General features: G+C 72.9%; 15 protein-coding genes. 12 read left to right on the top strand and 3 right to left on the bottom strand.

Features of this window, described 5'->3' with window-relative positions:
* The first annotated feature begins 24 nt into the window (after nucleotides 1–24).
* The 5 genes from AB0I21_RS43385 to AB0I21_RS43365 all read left to right on the top strand — a co-directional run bounded on the left by AB0I21_RS43385 (nucleotide 25) and on the right by AB0I21_RS43365 (nucleotide 7672).
* Complete coding sequence (locus tag AB0I21_RS43385) at nucleotides 25–1308, top strand: extracellular solute-binding protein (protein ID WP_360569607.1); 1284 nt, start codon at nucleotides 25–27, stop codon at nucleotides 1306–1308.
* 177 nt (nucleotides 1309–1485) lie between these two features.
* Entirely contained in the window at nucleotides 1486–2439 is a 954-nt protein-coding gene (locus AB0I21_RS43380; RefSeq protein ID WP_360569605.1) for a sugar ABC transporter permease, read from the top strand.
* Complete coding sequence (locus tag AB0I21_RS43375) at nucleotides 2436–3272, top strand: carbohydrate ABC transporter permease (protein ID WP_360569603.1); 837 nt, start codon at nucleotides 2436–2438, stop codon at nucleotides 3270–3272. Before AB0I21_RS43380 ends, AB0I21_RS43375 begins: the two co-directional genes overlap by 4 nt.
* Complete coding sequence (locus tag AB0I21_RS43370; protein ID WP_360569601.1) at nucleotides 3269–5809, top strand: glycoside hydrolase family 2 TIM barrel-domain containing protein; 2541 nt, start codon at nucleotides 3269–3271, stop codon at nucleotides 5807–5809. Before AB0I21_RS43375 ends, AB0I21_RS43370 begins: the two co-directional genes overlap by 4 nt.
* 210 nt (nucleotides 5810–6019) lie before the next feature.
* Entirely contained in the window at nucleotides 6020–7672 is a 1653-nt protein-coding gene (locus tag AB0I21_RS43365; protein WP_360569599.1) for a glycoside hydrolase family 71/99-like protein, read from the top strand.
* A 36-nt stretch (nucleotides 7673–7708) separates the two neighbouring features.
* Here the strand turns inward: AB0I21_RS43365 and AB0I21_RS43360 are convergent, their stop codons facing one another.
* On the bottom strand, nucleotides 7709–8899 hold the full coding sequence (locus tag AB0I21_RS43360) for a hypothetical protein (protein ID WP_360569597.1): 1191 nt from the start codon (nucleotides 8897–8899) through the stop codon (nucleotides 7709–7711).
* 266 nt (nucleotides 8900–9165) lie between these two features.
* Between AB0I21_RS43360 and AB0I21_RS43355 the strand changes: the two genes are divergently transcribed.
* The 7 genes from AB0I21_RS43355 to AB0I21_RS43325 all read left to right on the top strand — a co-directional run bounded on the left by AB0I21_RS43355 (nucleotide 9166) and on the right by AB0I21_RS43325 (nucleotide 17124).
* Entirely contained in the window at nucleotides 9166–10545 is a 1380-nt protein-coding gene (locus AB0I21_RS43355; protein WP_360569595.1) for a cytochrome P450, read from the top strand.
* On the top strand, nucleotides 10542–12176 hold the full coding sequence (locus AB0I21_RS43350; RefSeq protein WP_360569593.1) for a prenyltransferase/squalene oxidase repeat-containing protein: 1635 nt from the start codon (nucleotides 10542–10544) through the stop codon (nucleotides 12174–12176). The genes AB0I21_RS43355 and AB0I21_RS43350 overlap by 4 nt, the downstream gene beginning before the upstream one ends.
* Before the next feature lie 187 nt (nucleotides 12177–12363).
* Nucleotides 12364–14823: a nitrate- and nitrite sensing domain-containing protein gene (locus tag AB0I21_RS43345; RefSeq protein ID WP_360569591.1), complete on the top strand. Its 2460-nt coding sequence runs from the start codon at nucleotides 12364–12366 to the stop codon at nucleotides 14821–14823.
* A 33-nt stretch (nucleotides 14824–14856) separates the two neighbouring features.
* The gene (locus AB0I21_RS43340; protein ID WP_354900824.1) at nucleotides 14857–15276 is read left to right on the top strand and encodes a roadblock/LC7 domain-containing protein; all 420 of its coding nucleotides are present in this window, start codon (nucleotides 14857–14859) and stop codon (nucleotides 15274–15276) included.
* Nucleotides 15277–15341: 65 nt separating this feature from the next.
* Nucleotides 15342–15653 carry a DUF742 domain-containing protein gene (locus tag AB0I21_RS43335; RefSeq protein WP_354900875.1) on the top strand — a complete coding sequence of 104 codons (312 nt, stop codon included), beginning with the start codon at nucleotides 15342–15344 and terminating at the stop codon, nucleotides 15651–15653.
* Nucleotides 15634–16233 (top strand): ATP/GTP-binding protein, encoded by a 600-nt coding sequence (locus AB0I21_RS43330; protein ID WP_360569588.1) that lies wholly within the window; start codon nucleotides 15634–15636, stop codon nucleotides 16231–16233. The genes AB0I21_RS43335 and AB0I21_RS43330 overlap by 20 nt, the downstream gene beginning before the upstream one ends.
* A gap of 15 nt (nucleotides 16234–16248) precedes the next feature.
* Nucleotides 16249–17124 carry a terpene synthase family protein gene (locus tag AB0I21_RS43325; protein WP_360569586.1) on the top strand — a complete coding sequence of 292 codons (876 nt, stop codon included), beginning with the start codon at nucleotides 16249–16251 and terminating at the stop codon, nucleotides 17122–17124.
* 59 nt (nucleotides 17125–17183) lie between these two features.
* Here the strand turns inward: AB0I21_RS43325 and AB0I21_RS43320 are convergent, their stop codons facing one another.
* Nucleotides 17184–18002 (bottom strand): MBL fold metallo-hydrolase, encoded by an 819-nt coding sequence (locus AB0I21_RS43320; RefSeq protein WP_360569584.1) that lies wholly within the window; start codon nucleotides 18000–18002, stop codon nucleotides 17184–17186.
* On the bottom strand, nucleotides 17996–18592 hold the full coding sequence (locus AB0I21_RS43315) for a dihydrofolate reductase family protein (protein WP_360569582.1): 597 nt from the start codon (nucleotides 18590–18592) through the stop codon (nucleotides 17996–17998). Before AB0I21_RS43315 ends, AB0I21_RS43320 begins: the two co-directional genes overlap by 7 nt.
* Nucleotides 18593–18634: the final 42 nt, after the last annotated feature.

Below are 18634 nucleotides of genomic sequence, written 5' to 3'. Positions count from 1 at the left end.
CGAAGACGCGTAAAGGAAGCCCTTATGGACCACCGCACCAGGCCGCGGGCCGTGCGCGCCGTGGCCGCACTCGTCGCCCTCGCCCTCAGCCCCACCCTCGCGGCCTGCGGCGACGACGCCGCCGCCCCGGACTCCATCGACGTCGTCACCCGCTGGTCGGCCGGCAACTCCGCCGCCGCCGCGCAGAACCGCGTGTTCCAGGCGTTCACCGCCGAGACCGGCATCAAGGTGAACGTCACCGAAGGCCTCGAAACCATCGACGACCAGGTCGAGAACGCGGTGGCCGCGGGCAAGTCGCCCGACGTGGTCATCGTCAACCTGTTCGACAAGACGCTCGGCTGGCTCGACGCCGGCGTCACCGTGCCGGTCGACCAGTACGTCAAGGACTGGGGTCTCGCCGACAAGATCAAGCCCGCGGCGCTGGACGAATGGCGCGCCGGCGGGAAGCTGCAGGGGCTGCCGTTCTCCGGGTTCAGCTGGCCGCTGTGGTACAACACCGAGCTGCTGAAGCAGGCCGGTGTCGACAAGATCCCGGCCACCACGGACGAGCTCATCGCCGCGGCCGCGAAGCTGCGCGCCACGGGTGTCGCGCCGCTCGCCGTCGGCGGCAACGACTGGACCGGCCAGAAGTTCTTCTACCAGGTCGCGCAGTCCTTTACCGACGCCGCGACGATGCAGAAGGTCATGCAGCAGGGCGGCTACTGCGCGACGCCGTCGGTCCTGGACGGCATCAAACTGTTCACGCAGCTGCGCGACGCCGGCGTGTTCGTCGACAACGCCGCCGGGCTCATCGCCGACGGCATGTACGCGGCGTACTACTCCGGCAAGGCCGCGATCATGCCGGCCGGCTCGTGGGCGTACACCGAGTCGACGGCCGCCGGCACCGGCATCGACAAGCGCACGACCCTCGGCGGGTTCCCGGTGCCCAGCGGCGCCACGTTCAAGAAGCCGACGGCGTACCGCGGCTTCACCGGCGTCGGGTTCATGATCACGAAGCGCGGCGCCGAGCCCGGCCGGATCGACAACCTGCGCAAGTTCATCACCAAGTTCTACGCCGACGCGTCCGTGGGCGACTTCGTCAAGGACTCCGGCATCCTGCCCCCGACCACCGGCGACTTCGCCGCCTACGCCACCAACCCGCTGCTGACGCAGTCGCTCGGCCTGGACGCCACGGTGGACTACGCGGTGCTGCCCGACGTCTGGATCGGCTCCGCGTCCGATCGCATCATCCAGGTCCTGACCGGCGCCTACGGCAAGTCGACGCCGCAGCAGATCTGCGCCGGACTCGACACCGCCACCAAGGGCTGACCCCCGGAAACCGGGCCCAGCACGGCCTCAAGGTCCGACGCTCCGGAAACCGGGCCCGGCACGGCCCCAAGGGCCGACGCCCCGGAAACCGGGCTCGACACGGCCACCAAGGGCCGACCCCGCAAGCCGGGCGGGACGGCGCGCACCGCCGCCCCGCCCGCAGCGACGAAGGAACGCATGATGTCACCCACCAGCACCCTGGTCCGCACCCGCGCGCGGCCACCGGCCGCCCCGGCCGGCCGGCGACGCGGCGGCGGCCTGCACTCGCCCCGCATCCTCTGGCTGACGGTCCCGTCCCTGCTCTGGTTCGCCGTCTTCGCCGTGGGCCCGCTCGCCGCGATGTTCGTCATCGCGACGCTGCGGTGGAAGGGGCTGCTGTACGAGCCCACCTACGCCGGCACGGAGAACATCGGCAAGGTCTTCGCCGACCCGGCGTTCTACGCCGCGGTGCGCAACAGCGCCGTCCAGGTCGCCGTCGTGATCCCGCTGATGATCCCGCTGGCGTTCATGCTCGGCTACCACCTCAACACCAAACCGCGCGGCTACCGGGTGCTCTCGGTGCTGTACTTCTCCCCCGGCCTCATCTCCATCTCCGTCACCGGCATGGTCTTCTACGGCGTGCTGTCCCCCGACGGCGGCGTCAACGGCCTGCTGCGCGGCGTGGGTCTGGACACGTGGGCCACCGCGTGGCTCGCCGACCCCGACACCGCCCTGGCGAGCCTCATCGTCATCGACCTGTGGCGCGGCATCGGCTGGACCGCCGTGCTGTTCGCCGCCCGGCTGGCGAGCCTGCCGGCCGACGTCCTGGAGGCGGCACGCATCGACGGCGCGGGACGGTTCCGCACGATGTGGCAGATCGCGTTCCCGATGGTCAAGGACTACGTCCGCACGCTCACGATGCTGCAGTACCTCTGGACGCTGTTCACCTCCGCCGCCCTGATCCTCCTGCTCACCAAGGGCGGGCCGGGCACCTCCTCCACCACCCTGTCGTACCTGGTCTACGCGAAGGCGTTCGCGCAGCGGGACCTCGGCTACAGCCAGGTGGTTGGGGTCGTGCTCCTGCTCCTCGGCATCGCCGGGATGGCCCTGATCCACGTCCTGCTGCGCAGCCCACGGGAGAACCCTCGATGAACCCCCGCACGACCCGGCGCACGGCGGGCCGCACCGCGACCGTGCTGTCCTGGCTGTACGCGCTGCTGCTCGCCGCGCCGCTGTACTACCTCGCGGTGAGCGCACTGAAGACGAACGTCGAGATCTTCACGCGGCCGTTCGCGTTGCCGTCGCGGTGGCTGTGGGGCAACTCCGCCACCGCCTGGCGCACCGCCGGCCTCGGACAGGCGCTGTTCAACTCGCTGCTCATCTCGGTCGTCGCGATCGCGCTGACCCTGGCGCTGGCGGTGCCCGCGGCGTACGCCCTGGCCCGTCAGGACACCAGGCTCTCCCGGTGGATCACCGGCGCGTTCTCCGCGGGCTTCCTCATCCCGCCGTTCGCCGCGCTGATCCCCACCGTCATCCTGGCGATCAAGCTGGGACTGTTCTACACCCGCGAGTTCCAGATGCTGTTCCTGCCGGCCAGCGCCCTGCCGCTGTCGGTGCTGCTGCTGACCCAGTTCATGCGGACCGTGCCGCCGGCCCTCGTGGAGTCCGCCGCGCTCGACGGCGCCGGTCACCGGCGGCTGCTGACCAGCGTGTTCATCCCCATCGCGATGCCGGGCATCGTCAGCGTGACGATCCTGCAGCTGCTCACGTTCTGGAACGAGTACCTGTTCTCGCTGACCGTCACCGGCACCGCCCCGAACGTGCGGACGGTCCAGGTGGCACTGCCCACGCTCATCTCCGACGCCACCAACGTCGGGGTGCTCACCGCGGGCACCGTGCTCACCCTGTTGCCGGTGTACGTCACCTACGCGCTCGCAAGCCGTCGTATGCAGGAAGCACTCACCGCAGGGGCGGTAAAGGGATGACACTCACCACGCCGGCGACGACCGCCGCCACCAACCGGTTCGACCTCGGCGGCACCTGGGAGCTGACCTGGGAGGGCGGCCCCGCCACCGTCCCGGACCCCGTGCGCGCGGCGCGGATCCCCGCGCAGGTGCCCGGCGAGGTGCACACCGCGCTGCTCGCCGCCGGGCTCATCGACGACCCGGACGCCGGCTGGGGCGAGCACGCGCAGGAGTGGGTCGGCCGCTCCCACTGGAAGTACCGCCGCCTCGTCCGGTGGGCGCCCACCCCCGGCGCCCGCACCGACCTCGTCGCCGACGGCCTGGACACGGTCGCCGAGGTCCACGTCAACGGCCGGCACGTCGGCGCGGCCCGCGACCAGCACCTGGCCTACCGGTGGCCCGTCGACGACGCGCTGCGGCCCGGCGACAACGTCATCGAGGTGCACTTCACCTCCGTGTGGGACGCCGCGCTCGCGCACGAACGCGCGCACGGGCCGCTGCCCAGCCCGTACGACGAGCCGTACGCGCACGTGCGCAAGGCCGCGGCGAACTTCGGCTGGGACTGGGGTCCGCACCACGTCACCGCCGGCATCTGGCGCGGGATCCGCCTGGAGACGTACACCGGCCGGATCGAACACGTCAGGCCGCTCGTGACGCTGGAGCCGGCGCATGACACCGCGCACGTCACCGCCCACGTCCGTTGTGACGCGCCGGAAGGTGCGCTGGTGCGGGTCGAGCTGACCGACCCCGCCGGACGGCCCGCCGGATCTGCCACGGGCACGGTGACCGGGGACGAGGTGGGGCTCACCGTGCCCGTCGAGGACCCCGAGCTGTGGTGGCCGATCGGGCTCGGCGCGCAGCCGCTGTACCGCGTCCAGGTGCGGCTCGAACACGAAGGCACCGTGCTGGACACCGCGGCCACCCGCGTCGGCCTGCGCACCGTGACCGTCGACGAGTCCCCGGACGCGCTCGGCACCCGCTGGGCGCTCGTCGTCAACGGCCGGCGGGTCCGCGTCCGCGGGTACAACTGGATCCCCGACGACACGTTCGCCGGGCGCGCCACGCCGCAACGTGTGACCGCCCGCATCGAGCAGGCCGTCGCCGGCAACGCCAACCTCCTGCGGGTCTGGGGCGGCGGCCACTTCGCGACCGAGGAGTTCCTGGACGCCTGCGACGAGCGCGGCCTGCTCGTCTGGCACGACTTCCTGTTCGCGTGCGCCGCCTACTGCGAGGACGACGACATGCTCGGCCTCGTCACCGCCGAAGCCGAGCAGGCCGTCGCCCGCATGTCGGCGCACCCCAGTCTCGTGCTGTGGTGCGGCGGCAACGAGAACGTCGTCGGCTGGCACCACTGGGGCTGGGCCGACCAGCTCGGCACCCGCGGGTGGGGCGCCGCCTACTACCTCGACGTGCTGCCCTGGGTGCTCGCCCGCCTCGACCCGACCCGGCCGTATCTGCCGAACTCCCCGTGGTCGGGCACGGTCGACCGCGACCCGGCCGCCGACACGCACGGCCCGAGCCACCTGTGGCACCCGTGGAACGAGGCCGACTACGCGCACTACCGCGATCACGATCCGGCGTTCGTCGCGGAGATGGGCTGGTGCGGGCCGGCCGCCTGGAGCACCCTCGAACGCGTCGTCGACGGCCAGACACCTGGGCCCGGCTCGACGCTGACCCGCCACCACCTGCGCGCGATCGACGGCATGCACAAGCTCACCCGCGGCCTCCAGCCGCACGTGCCGGTGCCCGCCGACGGCGCCGACTGGCACTTCGCGACCCAGGTCGTGCAGGCCCGCGCCGTCGCCACCGGCGTCGAGTGGCTGCGGTCCCGCGACCGCTGCGGCGGCGTCGTCGTGTGGCAGCTCAACGACTGCTGGCCGGCCATCAGCTGGTCCGCGGTCGACCACGCGGGCATCGAGAAGCCGCTGTGGCACGCGCTGCGCCGCTCGTTCGCGCCGCGGCTGGCCACCGTCCAGCCCGTGCGGCCGGGGCCGACGCACGACCCGGCCGGCGACGCGGGGCTCCTGCTCGCGCTCGTCAACGACACCGGCACCGCCTGGCACGCCGACGTCCTCGTCCGGCGGATCGGGTTGGACGGCACGGAACACGCCCGCGCCCGGCTGCGGGCCGGCTGTCCCGCCGGTGGGCTCGTCCACCTGCCCGTCGACGCCGGCGTCGGCCGTCCCGCGGACCCGCACGCCGAGCTGCTCGTCGTGGACGCCGATGGCGTACGGACCACGTGGAGCTACCGGCCCGAGCGGGAGCTGACCGCGCCCCGCCCCGAGCACCGCGCCGACGTGCGCGTCGTGGACGGCGCGCTGCACGTCACGGTCACCGCCGTGACGCTGCTGCGGGACGTGTGCGTGTTCGCCGACCGGCTCGCCGCCACGCTCGGCGTCGCGGCGCACGAGCTGGTCGTCGACGACGCCCTGGTCACCCTCCTGCCGGGCGAGGACCACACGTTCCGTGTCGCCCGCCGCGACGGCGGCGCCGTCACCGCGTTCGACGGGCGGCTGCCCGACCTCGTGGTGCGGTCGTTCGGTGAGGTCGCCCGCTGACACCACCGATGTCTGCACGGTTTACGTTTGCCTTTGGTGTGGTTCAAAACTGTCTTGGGCAGGCATTCATCCGATGTACACATTGACAGCTCGCCATGCGCTTGACACAGTCGTCAACGGCGGTGATCCCTCCCCTCCCTCACGGGAGGTCCCGTCCCAGCAGGTGCGTCGGCGCGCTCCTCCCCGCGTTCCCTCTGGAAGGAACCTCCCATGAGCCTGTCCCGCCGCCAGGTCCTGTCCACCGGGCTGGCCGTCGCCGGTCTCGGCGCGACCGCCTACGTCGCCGGCACCGCCGACGCGGCCAGCGCCCCCGGCGACGTCGTCGGCAAGATCTCCGTCGGCTACCAGGGCTGGTTCGCCTGCCGCGGCGACGGGTCACCGATCAACGCCTGGTGGCACTACAGCGCGAACAACAGCCAGCCGCCGTCGCCGAGCAACACCACCCTCGTGTCGTGGCCCGACATGCGCGAGTACACGAAGACGTACGCGACGGCGTACGCGAACCTCGGCAACGGGCAGCCCGCCACGCTGTTCTCGTCCTACGACCAGCAGACGGTCGACACCCACTTCAAGTGGATGCGCGACTACGGCTGCGACACGGCCGCGTTGCAGCGGTTCAACCCGTTCGGTGGCGAAGGACCCATCCGCGACGCGATGACCGTCAAGGTCCGCGGCGCCGCCGAGGCGTACGGCCGCAAGTTCTACATCATGTACGACGTCACCAGCTGGACCGACATGCAGTCGCAGATCAAGACCGACTGGACGACGAAGATGTCGGCGTACACCGCGTCACCGGCGTACGCGCGGCAGAACGGCAAGCCGGTCGTGTGCATCTGGGGCTTCGGCTTCAACGACTCCGGCCGCCCGTTCGCGCCGGGCCCGTGCCTGGACGTCGTCAACTGGTTCAAGGCCCAGGGCTGCTACGTCATCGGCGGCGTGCCGACCTGGTGGCGCACCGGCGTCAACGACTCCCGCCCCGGCTTCCTCGACGTGTACCACGCCTTCAACATGATCTCGCCGTGGATGGTCGGCCGCACCGGCGACATCGCCGGGCTCGACTCGTACTACGCAGGCGTCAACGTCGGCGACCAGGCCGACTGCAACGCCCGGGGCATCGACTACCAGCCCTGCGTCATGCCCGGCGACCTGTCCGCCGGCGCCCGCGCCCACGGCGACTTCTACTGGCGGCACATCTACAACATGACCCGGCTCGGCGCGCAGGGCCTGTACGTGTCGATGTTCGACGAGTTCAACGAGGGCAACCAGATCGCGAAGACGGCGGAGAACGCCTCGATGCAGCCGACGAACTTCGGCCGGCCCGCGCTGGACGCCGACGGGGTGGCCTGCTCCTCCGACTACTACCTGCGCATCACCGCCGACGGCGGCCGGATGTTCAAGCGGCAGACGCCGCTGACCGCCACCCGCCCCACCCAGCCGATCGCCGGCGGCCCGTCGACGCCGCCGCCGTCGACCGCGGTCGCGCTGCGCTCCCGGGCGAACAACCGGTACGTCTCCGCGCAGAACAACGGCGCCGCGCCCCTGCTCGCCGCCGCCACCGCCGTCGGCGCCGCGGAGCGGTTCGAGCTCGTCGACCTCGGCGGCGGGAACGTCGCGCTGCGCGCCCAGGTCAACGGCCGGCTCGTCTGCGCCGAGAACGCGGGTGCCGCGGCGCTGATCGCGAACCGTACGGCGGCCGGCCCGTGGGAGACGTTCCGGCTGATCCGCAACGGCAACGGCACGGTGAGCCTGCTCGCGACGGTGAACAACCGCTATGTCTGCGCGGAGAACGCCGGCGCCGCGGCGCTGATCGCCAACCGCACCGCGATCGGCGCCTGGGAGCAGTTCGACCAGGTCCCCGCGTAGTAAGCCCGGGTCACGCGTCCAGCGGCCGGTGCCTGATCACAGGGCACCGGCCGCGGGACGGCAGAGGTGCGCAGGCACGCCTGTCTTCGCCAGGGACACGTCGAGCAGCGCGGTCCACTGTGGACGCCACCGCTCGGTGCGGGCGGCCGTCTCTTCGCGGAGCAGCGGCAGGCCGGCGGTGGGGTGCGGTGCCCGCCACCAGCCGGGGGCGTGGTCGTAGGCCCGTTGCACCGTCGTCTCGGGTCCGGTGACGTCGACGCGCAGGTAGAGCCAGCGCCCCGAGTCGGGGTCAGCGTCGGCGTCATGGAGCGCCGTCACGAGGTCGGTGAGCGCGCCGGTGACCTGCTGGCCGGACTCGGTGCTGAACGCCGTGCGATACCGCGGGCCCCACTGCAGCGTCAGGACGGTGGTGCCGTCGGCGCGTAGGTGTGCCGCGAGGTCCCGCAGCGCGCCGCCGTCGGCGGGCGCCGGCCGCGGCTGCTCCGGCGCGTCGCGCATGACGCGCTCGACGAGCGCGGCGTGCTGGTCGGGGCCGCTGAACAGCACCGTGCGCCCGGCCGGTTCGCCGTCGCCGGCGGGGTGCTCGGGCCGACTGCTGCCCGGAGTCAGCCCGGCCCGGGTCGCCGCCGCGAGGGCGGTGGCCGGGTCGATCGCCGGTTCGCGCGCCGAGGTGCGGGCGTGCTCCACCGCGGCGAACAGGGCCAGGTCGGCGGTGCGGTCCCGGGCCGCGTCGCGCAGGCGGGCCAGCAGCAGCTGCCGGTCGGCGTCGTCGTCGGTGAGCTGCTCGACCGCCTCGGCGAGCGCCGTGGCCGCCTCCTCGAGCAGGATCCGGCAGCCGTCCTCGCGCAGGTCCGCCGGGTACCGGGCCCGGCTCCACGCGGTGCCGTCCCACCAGTACACGAAGCCGATCACCTCGCCACCCGCGAGCAGCGACTGGAGGAAGGACCACGGCAGCCACGCCGGACCGCCCGCGAGCAGGTCGACGGGCTCCCGACACAGCTCGATCTCGCTGTTGTCCAGGTCGAGCCCGTAGAGCACCGCCCGGCCGCCGGCCACGGGCAGCAGCGCCCACCAGCCGTTGCCGATGTCGCGCATCCGCAGCCCGTCGGCGGTGACGTCGTAGCCCGGCATGATGCTGGACGGCCGGCCGGCGGCCAGGGCGGACAGCAGGGCCGGCTCGGCCCACAGGTCGTGCGGCGGCGGCAGGTCCGGCACGCGCACTGTCATCGTCGATCCCCCGTCTGGTCCGGTGCGTGACCGCCGCGAGTGTACGGCGCTCGGGCAAAACGCTCAGGACCGTGCGGCAGGGTCGTTCTGCCACAAACGACATCGTCGATCTTCGCACCCGTATGCGGGCAGTCCGGGCGGGTGGGAGCGGCCGATGTGGAAACGCTCTCACCTTCCGCCATTCCCTTACCGATCGTGATCACGTAGCTTCGTCATGTGGCATCGGTGGAAAATGATGGATGCCCGGGCACAAAGGGGCGAAAGACTTGCAGGCAGGCACCCCTCCCCAGCGGCTGGCGCCGCACCATGAGCTGCCGCGGGACGCGGCCACCGTCGCCGCCTACCGCACACCCGTCAGGTTCGCCCGCGACCCGCTCGCCGAGCTCGAGGCGATCTCCGGCCGGGCCGAGGGCGCGGTCGTGCGGCTCAACCTCGGGTTCCTGCGGCCCTACCTGATCACCCGGCCCGACGACGTGCAGCACGTCCTGAGCGGCCACGCCGACCGGTACGTGCGCGAAGGCATGATGTGGCAGCCGGTGCGCCGGCTGACCGGCAACGGCATCTCCGGCGACGGCCCGCGGTGGAAGGCCAGCCGCGAGGTGCTGCGCCCGATGTTCGCCGCCCGGCACGTCGCCGCGCTGACCGACCTGCTCGCCGTGACCGTCAACGAGGCCGTCGACGCCCTCGACGGGCACGCCGCGACCGGTCGGCCGTTCGACGTCGCCGAGGCGATGACCCGCGTCGCCGACCTCGCGCTGGGCCGGGCTTTCTTCGGCGGCGGCATCGCGGCGGCCGACGGTGACCGGCTCGGTCAGGCCGTCGCCACCGCGTTCACCTCCCTGACCGCCCGGATGCTGCTGCCGTTCGCGCCGCGGTGGCTGCCGCTGCCCGGCGACCGCGCGTTCCGGCGGGCGGTGCGCACCGTCGACGAGGTCATGTACCCGCTGGTCGCGCAGCGACGCCGGCAACCCGACGCCGACGACGTCGTGGCGCTGCTCTGCCAGACCCGCGACGGCGACGGGCAGCCGCTGGACGACCGGCGCATCCGTGACGACGTCGTCGGCATGTACGTCGCCGGCACCGAGACCACCGCGATGGCCCTCACCTGGCTGTGGGTGGCGCTGGACGCCAACCCCGCCGTCGCGGAGCGGCTGCGGGCCGAGGTCGAGGACGTGGTCGGCGACGAGCGTCCGGGTGCCGCGCACCTGCCGCGGCTGCGGTACACCCGCATGGTCGTGCAGGAGGTGCTGCGGCTGTACCCGTCGGGCTGGTTCCTGCCGCGCACCGCGCTGGCCTCCGACGTGGTCGGCGGGGTGCGGATCCCGGCCGGCAGCACCGTGGTGATGAGCCCGTACCTGACCCATCGCATGCCGTCGCTGTGGGAGCGGCCGGACGTGTTCGACCCCGAACGGTTCGGGCCCGAGCGGACCGGCCGGCACCGGTTCGCGTACCTGCCGTTCGCGGGCGGCCCGCACCAGTGCCTCGGCAGCCAGCTGTTCATGGTCGAGGCGCAGCTGGTGGTGGCGGCGATGCTCAGCCGGTTCCGGCCGCGGCTGCGCGACGACGGCCCGGTCCATCCGAGGGCCGCGGTGACGCTGCGGCCCAGCCGGCGGCTGGCGATGACGATCACCCGGCGGGAGCGGTGAGCGGCGTGGCCGGCGCCGCGCCGGACCCCGGCCCGGCGCCGGCCGGACCCGCCCTCCAGGCCGCCGCGGCCGACCTCGTGGACGAGGTCGCCGCCACGCGGTGGGGGCGCATCTCCCCGTCGGTGTACGAGACCGGCCGGCTGGTGTCGATCGCGCCGTGGCTGGTCGACCACGCCGCCCGGGTCGCGTTCCTGCGCGCCACCCAGCGCCCCGACGGCGGCTGGGGCCAGCCGGGCGGGTACGCCCTCGCGCCGACCCTCAGCGCGACCGAGGCGCTGCTGGCCACCGCCCGCGACGGCGACCCGTCCGCCGCGGAACCCGCCGGGCAGGGCCTCGACCGGCTCGTCGACTGGCTGGCCGGCCCGGCGCCGCTGCGCGTCGCGGACGTGCCGGACACGCCGGCGGTCGAGCTGATCGTGCCGGCCCTGGTCGACCTCGTGAACGCGCACCTCGACGCCCTCACCGACCGGCCGGTGCCGGGCCTGGACAGGTTCGCCGGCGTCCGGCTGGCGGCACCGGCCGGCATGGACGACCGGCCGCTGCGGGGCATCCGGGCGATGCTGGACGCGGGCGCGCCGGTGCCAGACAAGCTCCTGCACTCCCTCGAGGTCGTCGGCCCGCTCACCGCGAGCCAGCCGGTGCGGCCCGCGCCGATCGGCGGGGTCGGTGCGTCGCCCGCCGCCACCGCCGCGTGGCTGGCCGGGCATCCGGCCGGCCCGACCTCGGCGACGTTGCGCTACCTGGAGGCGGTCACCCGCCGGCACGGCGGGCCGGTGCCCAGCGTCGTCCCGATCGCGCCGTTCGAGCGGGCCTGGGTGCTCAGCCTGCTGATCGGCGCCGGGTTCCCGGTCGGGCGCCCCGACCGGGTCGCCGCCGCCCTGGCCGCGCCGCTCGGCCCGGGCGGGCTCGCCGGCGGTGAGGGCCTGCCGCTGGACGCCGACACCACCTCGGTCACCCTGCTGACGCTGGCGCAGCTCGGCGCGGCGCAGCCCGTCGACTGCCTGTGGCCGTTCGAGGTCGACACCCACTTCAGCACCTGGCTCGGCGAGCGGACCCCGTCGACGACCACGAACGCGCACGTGCTGGAGCTGTTCGGCCACCACGTCGCCGCGCACACCTGGGCGGGCGCGCGGGACCGCGCGGTCGTCGCCAAGCTCACCGCGTGGCTGTGCGCGCAGCAACTGCCCGACGGCGGCTGGATGGACAAGTGGCACGCGTCGCCGTACTACGCGACGTTCTGTGTCGTGACGGCGCTGCACCGCCACGGCCGCCTGGGCGGCGGCCAGCCGGCCGCCACGATCCGCAGGGCGGTGCGCTGGATCGTCGCGACCCAGGCGGCCGACCGGTCCTGGGGGCGCTGGCACGGCACCGCGGAGGAGACGGCGTACGCGGTGCAGACCCTGCTGCTCACCGCCGCGCTGGACGAGCCCGGGGCGCACGCCGCCGCGGCCGACGGGCTGGCCTACCTCGCCGCGACGTCCGGGCAGCAGCCGGACCCGCCGCTGTGGCACGACAAGGATCTCTACGTGCCGCCGCGCATTGTCCGGGCCGCGGTTCTCGCGGCATTCCGGCTGGCCGGATCGGACAATGCAATGCGTTACGGAATTTCGTCGCCGGCCGCCACGGATTAGTGCCGGCACCGAAGTCCGCACACCGGTCACCAGCCAACTTGAGCGGCCGTTCGCACGCTGCTACGGTGCCCGTTGTCGAATGACGGTGACCACACCACTGCATGTCCAACATCAACAGCGCATCGCGTGATCCGGGTTTATCCCAGGTCAATCCGTTGGGCGCGTGGGCTTTCGGGAGACAATGTCAATGAGATCCGGCAGCTCACACGTGCGGGTGAAGATCGTCGCCCTGCTGGCGTCGCTCGTCGCGCTCTGGGGGTTCGCCGCGTTCGTGACGCTGCGGGAAGGCCTCAACCTGCTGACGGTCACGACGCTCGACGAGACCGTCGGCCGGCCCGCGGAGTCCCTTGTGGAGGCGCTGCAGCAGGAGCGGCGGCTCACGGTCGTCTACGTCGCCAACCCCACCGCCGAGCGCCGGCAGGCACTCGCCGACCAGCGGACCCGCACCGACTCGGCACGCCAGGACTTCGAGCGGCTCGCGCGCGGCGGGGATGCCAGGGACGCCGGCAGCGACACGCTCGACCGGCGTATTGAGAATGTCGCGGGAAAGCTCGGCCGGCTCGGTGAAACACGCGCCGGTGTCGACGCCCGCACGGCGGACCGGACCCAGACCGCCGCATTCTTCAGCGACATTGTTTCCGACACGTTACTGGTATTCGGTGCGCTGTCGTCACTCGACGACCCGGCAATCATCAACGACGGCCGGACACTCGTCGAGGCCAGCTATGCCCGTGAAATCCTGTCCCAGGAGGACGCGTTGCTCGCCGGTGTCCTGGCCGCGGGCAGGTTCACCGTCGCCGAGCACACCCAGTTCGTCAAACTGGTCGGGGCGCAGCGGGTCCGGTACGCGGAGGTCGCCGCCGCACTGCCCGAGGCGGACCGGGCCGCGTACGACGAGCTGGTCAACGGCGACGCGTTCAACAAGCTGCGCGCGGCCGAGGACATGGTCGTCGAGCGGGGCCGGGTGAACGGGCCGCCGCCGACGGACCTGGCGACCTGGCAGGCCACCGTGGAGCCGGTCTTCGCCCAGCTGCGGGAGCTGGTGCTGCGCGCCGCCGACCATCTCATCGACCGCGCCGGATCCGCCGCGATCGGCGTCATCGTGCGGATCTCGCTCGCCGGCGGCCTCGGCCTGCTCGCCGTCATCGCCTCGATCATCATCTCGATCACCACCGCACGGTCGCTGCTGCGCCAGCTGGAGCGGCTGCGTAACGCGGCGTTCACACTCGCCAACGAGCGGCTGCCCGGGGTGGTCGACCGGATCCGCCGCGGCGAGACGGTCGACGTCGCGACCGAGGCGCCGCCCCTGGCGTTCGGCCGCGACGAGGTCGGGCAGCTCGGCACCGCGTTCAACCTGGTGCAGGAGACCGCGATCCGCACCGCCGTCGAGCAGGCGGAGATGCGCCGCAGCGTCCGCGACGTGTACCTGAGCCTGGCCCGCCGCACCCAGGGACTCGTGCACCGGCAGCTGACGCTGCTGGACGACATGGAGCGCCGGGAGAACGACCCGGACAACCTCGACGGCCTGTTCCGGCTCGACCACCTCGCGACCCGCATGCGCCGCAACGCCGAGAACCTGATCGTGCTGGCCGGCGCCACCGCCGGGCGGACCTGGCGCCGGCCGGTGCCGGTCATCGACGTCATCCGCGCCGCCGTCGCCGAGGTCGAGGACTACACCCGGGTCACCGTCGCGCCGCCGAACCCGGCCGGTGTCGCCGGTGTCGCCGCCGGCGACACCGCCCACCTGCTCGCCGAGCTGATCGAGAACGCGACCGCCTTCTCCCCGCCGCACACCCAGGTGCAGGTGAGCGGCCAGCTGGTCACCAACGGCTACGTGGTGGAGGTGGAGGACCGCGGGCTCGGGATGAACGACGAGGACCTCGCCGCCGCCAACGCCGAGCTGAAGGCACCGGCGGAGTTCGTGCTGTCCAGCACGGTCCGGTTGGGGCTGTTCGTCATCGGCCGGCTCGCGGTCCGGCACGGCATCCGGGTCGAGCTGCGCAGCTCGCCGTACGGTGGGACGACCGCCATCGTGCTGATCCCGGCGTCGCTCATCGTGGCCACCGACCAGGTGGGGCCGTCCCAGGCGGCGCCCGCGGAGGCGGCGCAGCCGGAGCTCACGGCGGGCGACGAGGGCGCTCAGGTCACGGCGATGCACGCGACCGCGCGCACCGGCGGCCTCCTGGTCGCCGCTCCCCCGGCGCGGACCGCCCCGCCTGCCGCACGCCCCCCGGCGGCGGTCCCCGTGCGGGCCTCGTTGCCGGCCTCACCGCCGGCCGCCGTGGAGCAGTCCGCGCCGCCCGCGGCCGCCGTGTCTTCCGCGCCCACCGTGCCTGCCGTGCCCTCCGTATCTTCCGCGCCCGCTGGGCCTCCCGTTCCTTCGGCGCCGTCTGTACCGGCCGCGCTGCCACCGACGCCGAACGGCCTGCCCCGCCGGGTCCGCCAGGCCGCCGCGAACGGCACGGCGCAGGACAACCCCAACGGGGCGGCAGGCGCGCCCCTGAGCCCCGACGAGACCCGCCGCCGCTGGGCCAGTTATCAGCAGCAGACGGTCCGCGGCCGCGAACAGGCCGAGCAGGTTGGACAGGCGTCCGACGGCACCGGTGACCCGGGGCCGGGAGCCGACGACGAGAACCGGACCCGGTAAGTGCGGCGGGACCTGGTAGAAGGAGACAGTTCGGTGCAGCAGAAACATCCGGTCGCTGAGTTGCAGTGGTTGCTCAATGACCTCGTCAAACGCGTCGGGCACCTGCAGCAGGCCGTGGTGCTGTCGGCCGACGGGCTGCTGCTCGCGGCGTCCGACGGCCTCACCAAGGACGACGCGGACCACTTCGCCGCGATCGCGTCCGGCCTGCAGAGCATCGCCCGCGGCGCCGGGCGCCGCTTCGGCACCGGCGCGGTCCGGCAGACCATCGTCGAGATGGAGTCCGGGTTCATGCTGGTGACGGCCGCCGGGCACGGCGCCTTCCTGGCGGTCCTGACCGGTTCCGACGCCGACATCGGCCTCATCACGTACGAGATGGCCATGCTGGTCGCCCGGGTCGGCAAGTACCTGGCCACCGCCGAGCGCACCCCCGCGGACCCGGTTGACGCGAAGTGAGCGGGCAGACCGACGGCCCCGGCTGGGCTGACGACGAGGCCGGGCCGTTCGTCCGGCCGTACGCGATGACACAGGGTCGCACCCGGCCGTCGGAAGGCGAGTTCGACCTCATCGCGGTGGTCGTGTCCACGCAACCGGCCGCCTCGATCCGCGGCGACCTGCCGCCGGAGCAGGCCGCGATCCTGAACCTGTGCCAGCGGCCGCTGTCCGTGGCCGAGGTGTCGGCGCACCTGCACCTGCCGCTCGGCACCGTGCGGGTGCTGCTCGGCGACCTGCTCGGCGCCGGGCTGATCCTGACCAGCGGCCCCAGGCCGGCCGCGCAGCCGCAACGTCACCACCTACTCAAGGCGGTCATCAATGGTCTCAACGCTCTCTGAACCGGCCGCGGGCGGCGGGCTGCTGCCCTCCACGGTGAAGATCCTGATCGCCGGAGGGTTCGGTGCCGGCAAGACCACGTACGTCGGCGCGGTCAGCGAGATCGAGCCGCTGACGACCGAGGAGCGGCTGACCGAGGTCGGGGTCGGCATCGACGACACGTCCGGCGTCGATGCGAAGACGACCACCACCGTGGCCATGGACTTCGGCCGGATCACCATCACGTCCGACCTGGTGCTGTACCTGTTCGGCACCCCGGGCCAGGACCGGTTCTCGTACCTGTGGGACGAGCTGGCGCTGGGCGCGATCGGTGCGGTCGTGCTCGCCGACACCCGGCGGCTGGCCGACTGCTTCCCCTCGGTGGACTACTTCGAACGCCACGGCACGCCGTTCATCGTGGCCGTCAACTGCTTCGACGGCGCGCCCGTGTACGACGCGGAGGAGGTGCGGATGGCGCTCGACCTGGACCCGCAGGTCCCATTGGTCCTGTGCGACGCGCGGAACCGCAAGAGCGCCAAGCAGGGGCTGATCAGCCTGGTGCAGCACGTGATCGCCTCGGAGGAGCCGGCGCCGGTCGGCTGACCGTATGATCATGCGGTGACCGCGATCGCTGATCTCCTCGCGCCGAGGGAGGCCGGCGCGGTCTGCGCCGTCGCCAGCCACGTCCAGCGGGACCTGATCGCCTGCGCCGGGGCGTATCCGGAGCTGTTCCCCGCCAAGCCGTTCGACGGCCCGTTCTTCAGTACGATCGCCTTGGCGAACACGTTCTGCGCGCCGTGGCTCGACGCCGGCCGGCTCCGCCCCGCCAACCGGATCACGATGTGGATCTTCGCGGTCGACCGGTTGATGGACCTCCTCGCCACCTCCCGGGCCGAGATCGACGAGATCGTGGCCCGCTGCCTCGCCGTCGTCGACGGCGGCCCGGCCCCCGCGGGCGACGAGCTGGCCGGCCTCCTCGCCGACATCCGCGCCGAGCTCGCCACCTCACCGGCGTTCCCCGGCCTCGCCGAGATCTGGCAGGACGACGTCCGCAGGATGCTCGAGTCGATGACCCGCGACTGGCAGTGGAAGGCCGACCCCGCCGCGGCACTGCCCACATTGGACGAATACCTCGCCGGCGCCGAGTTCGGCTACTCCCTGGTGTTCCTGTCGCACTGGATCGCCACCACCGACGCACCCGTCACCGACACCAGCGCGCTGGTCGACGCCGGCCGGCTGGTCCAGCGGATCATCCGGATCCTCAACGACTACGGCACCTACCAGCGGGACGTGACGTGGGGCGACGTCAACGCGTTGCTGCTCGGCGTCGACCGGGAGGTGGTCGACGCCAGGCTGGCCGCGCTCATCGAGGAGGCCGGCGAGCGGCTCGCGCCGCTGATGGAGACGGACCGGCCGCTGGCGGTGTTCCTCGCCCGGCACATCACGTTCAACCAGGGCTTCTATGGCCTCGCCGACTACTGGGGCAGCCGCTGACCCACCGTCGCCCGCGGTGCGGCAGCACCGCCCCGTGGCCGGTGCTGCCGCACGGGTCGTCAGCTTCGGGCGGCGAGGCGGTGGACCTGGCCGTTGTGCACGTCGCTGACCCACTCCCAGCCCGGCTTGGCCGACGGGCCGATCCGCGGGTCGTCGGGGACCCGGCCCTCGCGCAGGGCGAGCACGTACGCCCGGTCCAGCTCGATCCGTGCGCGCACCTGACCGGCGCCGCCGACCGACCCGTGGCCGGGGACGACGACGCCGGCGTCGCCCGCCACGTCCTCCAGCAGCCGCAGCGCGGCGAGGTAGTCCTCGACCGGGTCGGCGGCGGCGCCGTGCAGGTCGAGCATCGGGATCAGGACGTCGGAGAGCATGTCGCCGGCGACGAGCACGCCGCGCTCCTCGATGAGCAGCGCCGCGTGGCCCGGGGCGTGCGCCTGATGCTCGATGATCCGGACCCGCGGGCCGTCCCATGGGATCCGCGCCGTCTCTGCGGGCAGGGCGGTGACGAGGCCGTACAGGTCCAGCGGGACCTGGCCGGCGATCTCCGTCTCGGCCAGGTGGGCGGTGATGTCGGCCTTCGCGTCCGGGTCGGACAGCTCCTCCCGGACGCTGTCCGCGCAGCTGGCCGTGCAGTACCGCGGGGGCGCGCCGAGCTGGGCGTGCCAGAGCAGGTGGTCCCAGTGCGGATGGGTCGAGAAGCCGGCCACGACGGTCTGACCCGAGGTGGACAGGTCTGCCGCGAGGCAGGCCATCTCGTGGTCCTGCACCCCGGGGTCGATGAGCAGCACGCCGGCGCCGCTCTGCACGGCGATGGCGTTGCTCTTCAGGAACTCGCTCTCGTGGACCAGCACACCGTCCGCGACCCGCGTCAGCACGAGCCCGCCTTCTTCGCGTCGCGCACCGAGTAGCGATGCATCGTGACGCCGTGCTCGAACGAACGCTGCTCCAGCAGGTCGAGATCGATCGGCAGGTCGTAGTCGTCGAACAGCGGCCGGCCGAAGCCGAGGATCGTGGGATGGGTGAAGAGCAGCAGCTCGTCGAGGAGCCCCGCCCGCAGCAGCTGCGTGGCGAGCGTCGCGCCGCCCACCCCGATGGCGCCGTCGGTCTCGGCCCGGAGGGCGGCGAGCTGCTCGATCGCGTCGTCGCCGCCGATGACCCGGGTGTTGTGACCGGCGGTGTGCCGGGTGCGGGAGACGAGCACCTTGGGCGCGGTGGTCCAGATCTCGCCGTACTCGCGCATGACGTCCGGCAGCGACGCGTCCTCGCGGGCCCGTGGCCAGTACTCCTCCATCGTCTCGTAGACGACGCGGCCCTGGACCATGAGCGCGAGCGCTCGCGCCCGCGCGTTGAACTCGCGGTGCAGCTGCTCGTCGATGCGCAGCCACTCGCCGGCACCGTTGTCCCCGGGAACCTGCTCGATCCGCAGGTCGAGCGACACGTTCATCCAGTAGACGAAGTGGCCCATCCTCACCCTCACCCTATAGTGGTTGCGTTCTGCAACCACTAT

It is taken from the genome of Dactylosporangium sp. NPDC050588, from assembly GCF_040654975.1.
GTDB classification, from domain to species: domain Bacteria; phylum Actinomycetota; class Actinomycetes; order Mycobacteriales; family Micromonosporaceae; genus Dactylosporangium; species Dactylosporangium maewongense.
Note: the sequence above shows the minus strand (reverse complement) of the source record. Positions and strands in the feature narration are given on the sequence as shown.

What these genes read in the sequence shown, in the direction of transcription:
- AB0I21_RS43385 (WP_360569607.1), top strand. Translation starts at nt 25, where the DNA reads ATGGACCACCGCACCAGGCCGCGGGCCGTGCGCGCCGTGGCCGCACTC.
- AB0I21_RS43380 (WP_360569605.1), top strand. Translation starts at nt 1,486, where the DNA reads ATGATGTCACCCACCAGCACCCTGGTCCGCACCCGCGCGCGGCCACCG.
- AB0I21_RS43375 (WP_360569603.1), top strand. Translation starts at nt 2,436, where the DNA reads ATGAACCCCCGCACGACCCGGCGCACGGCGGGCCGCACCGCGACCGTG.
- AB0I21_RS43370 (WP_360569601.1), top strand. Translation starts at nt 3,269, where the DNA reads ATGACACTCACCACGCCGGCGACGACCGCCGCCACCAACCGGTTCGAC.
- AB0I21_RS43365 (WP_360569599.1), top strand. Translation starts at nt 6,020, where the DNA reads ATGAGCCTGTCCCGCCGCCAGGTCCTGTCCACCGGGCTGGCCGTCGCC.
- AB0I21_RS43360 (WP_360569597.1), bottom strand. Translation starts at nt 8,899, where the DNA reads ATGACAGTGCGCGTGCCGGACCTGCCGCCGCCGCACGACCTGTGGGCC.
- AB0I21_RS43345 (WP_360569591.1), top strand. Translation starts at nt 12,364, where the DNA reads ATGAGATCCGGCAGCTCACACGTGCGGGTGAAGATCGTCGCCCTGCTG.
- AB0I21_RS43335 (WP_354900875.1), top strand. Translation starts at nt 15,342, where the DNA reads ATGACACAGGGTCGCACCCGGCCGTCGGAAGGCGAGTTCGACCTCATC.
- AB0I21_RS43330 (WP_360569588.1), top strand. Translation starts at nt 15,634, where the DNA reads ATGGTCTCAACGCTCTCTGAACCGGCCGCGGGCGGCGGGCTGCTGCCC.
- AB0I21_RS43315 (WP_360569582.1), bottom strand. Translation starts at nt 18,592, where the DNA reads ATGGGCCACTTCGTCTACTGGATGAACGTGTCGCTCGACCTGCGGATC.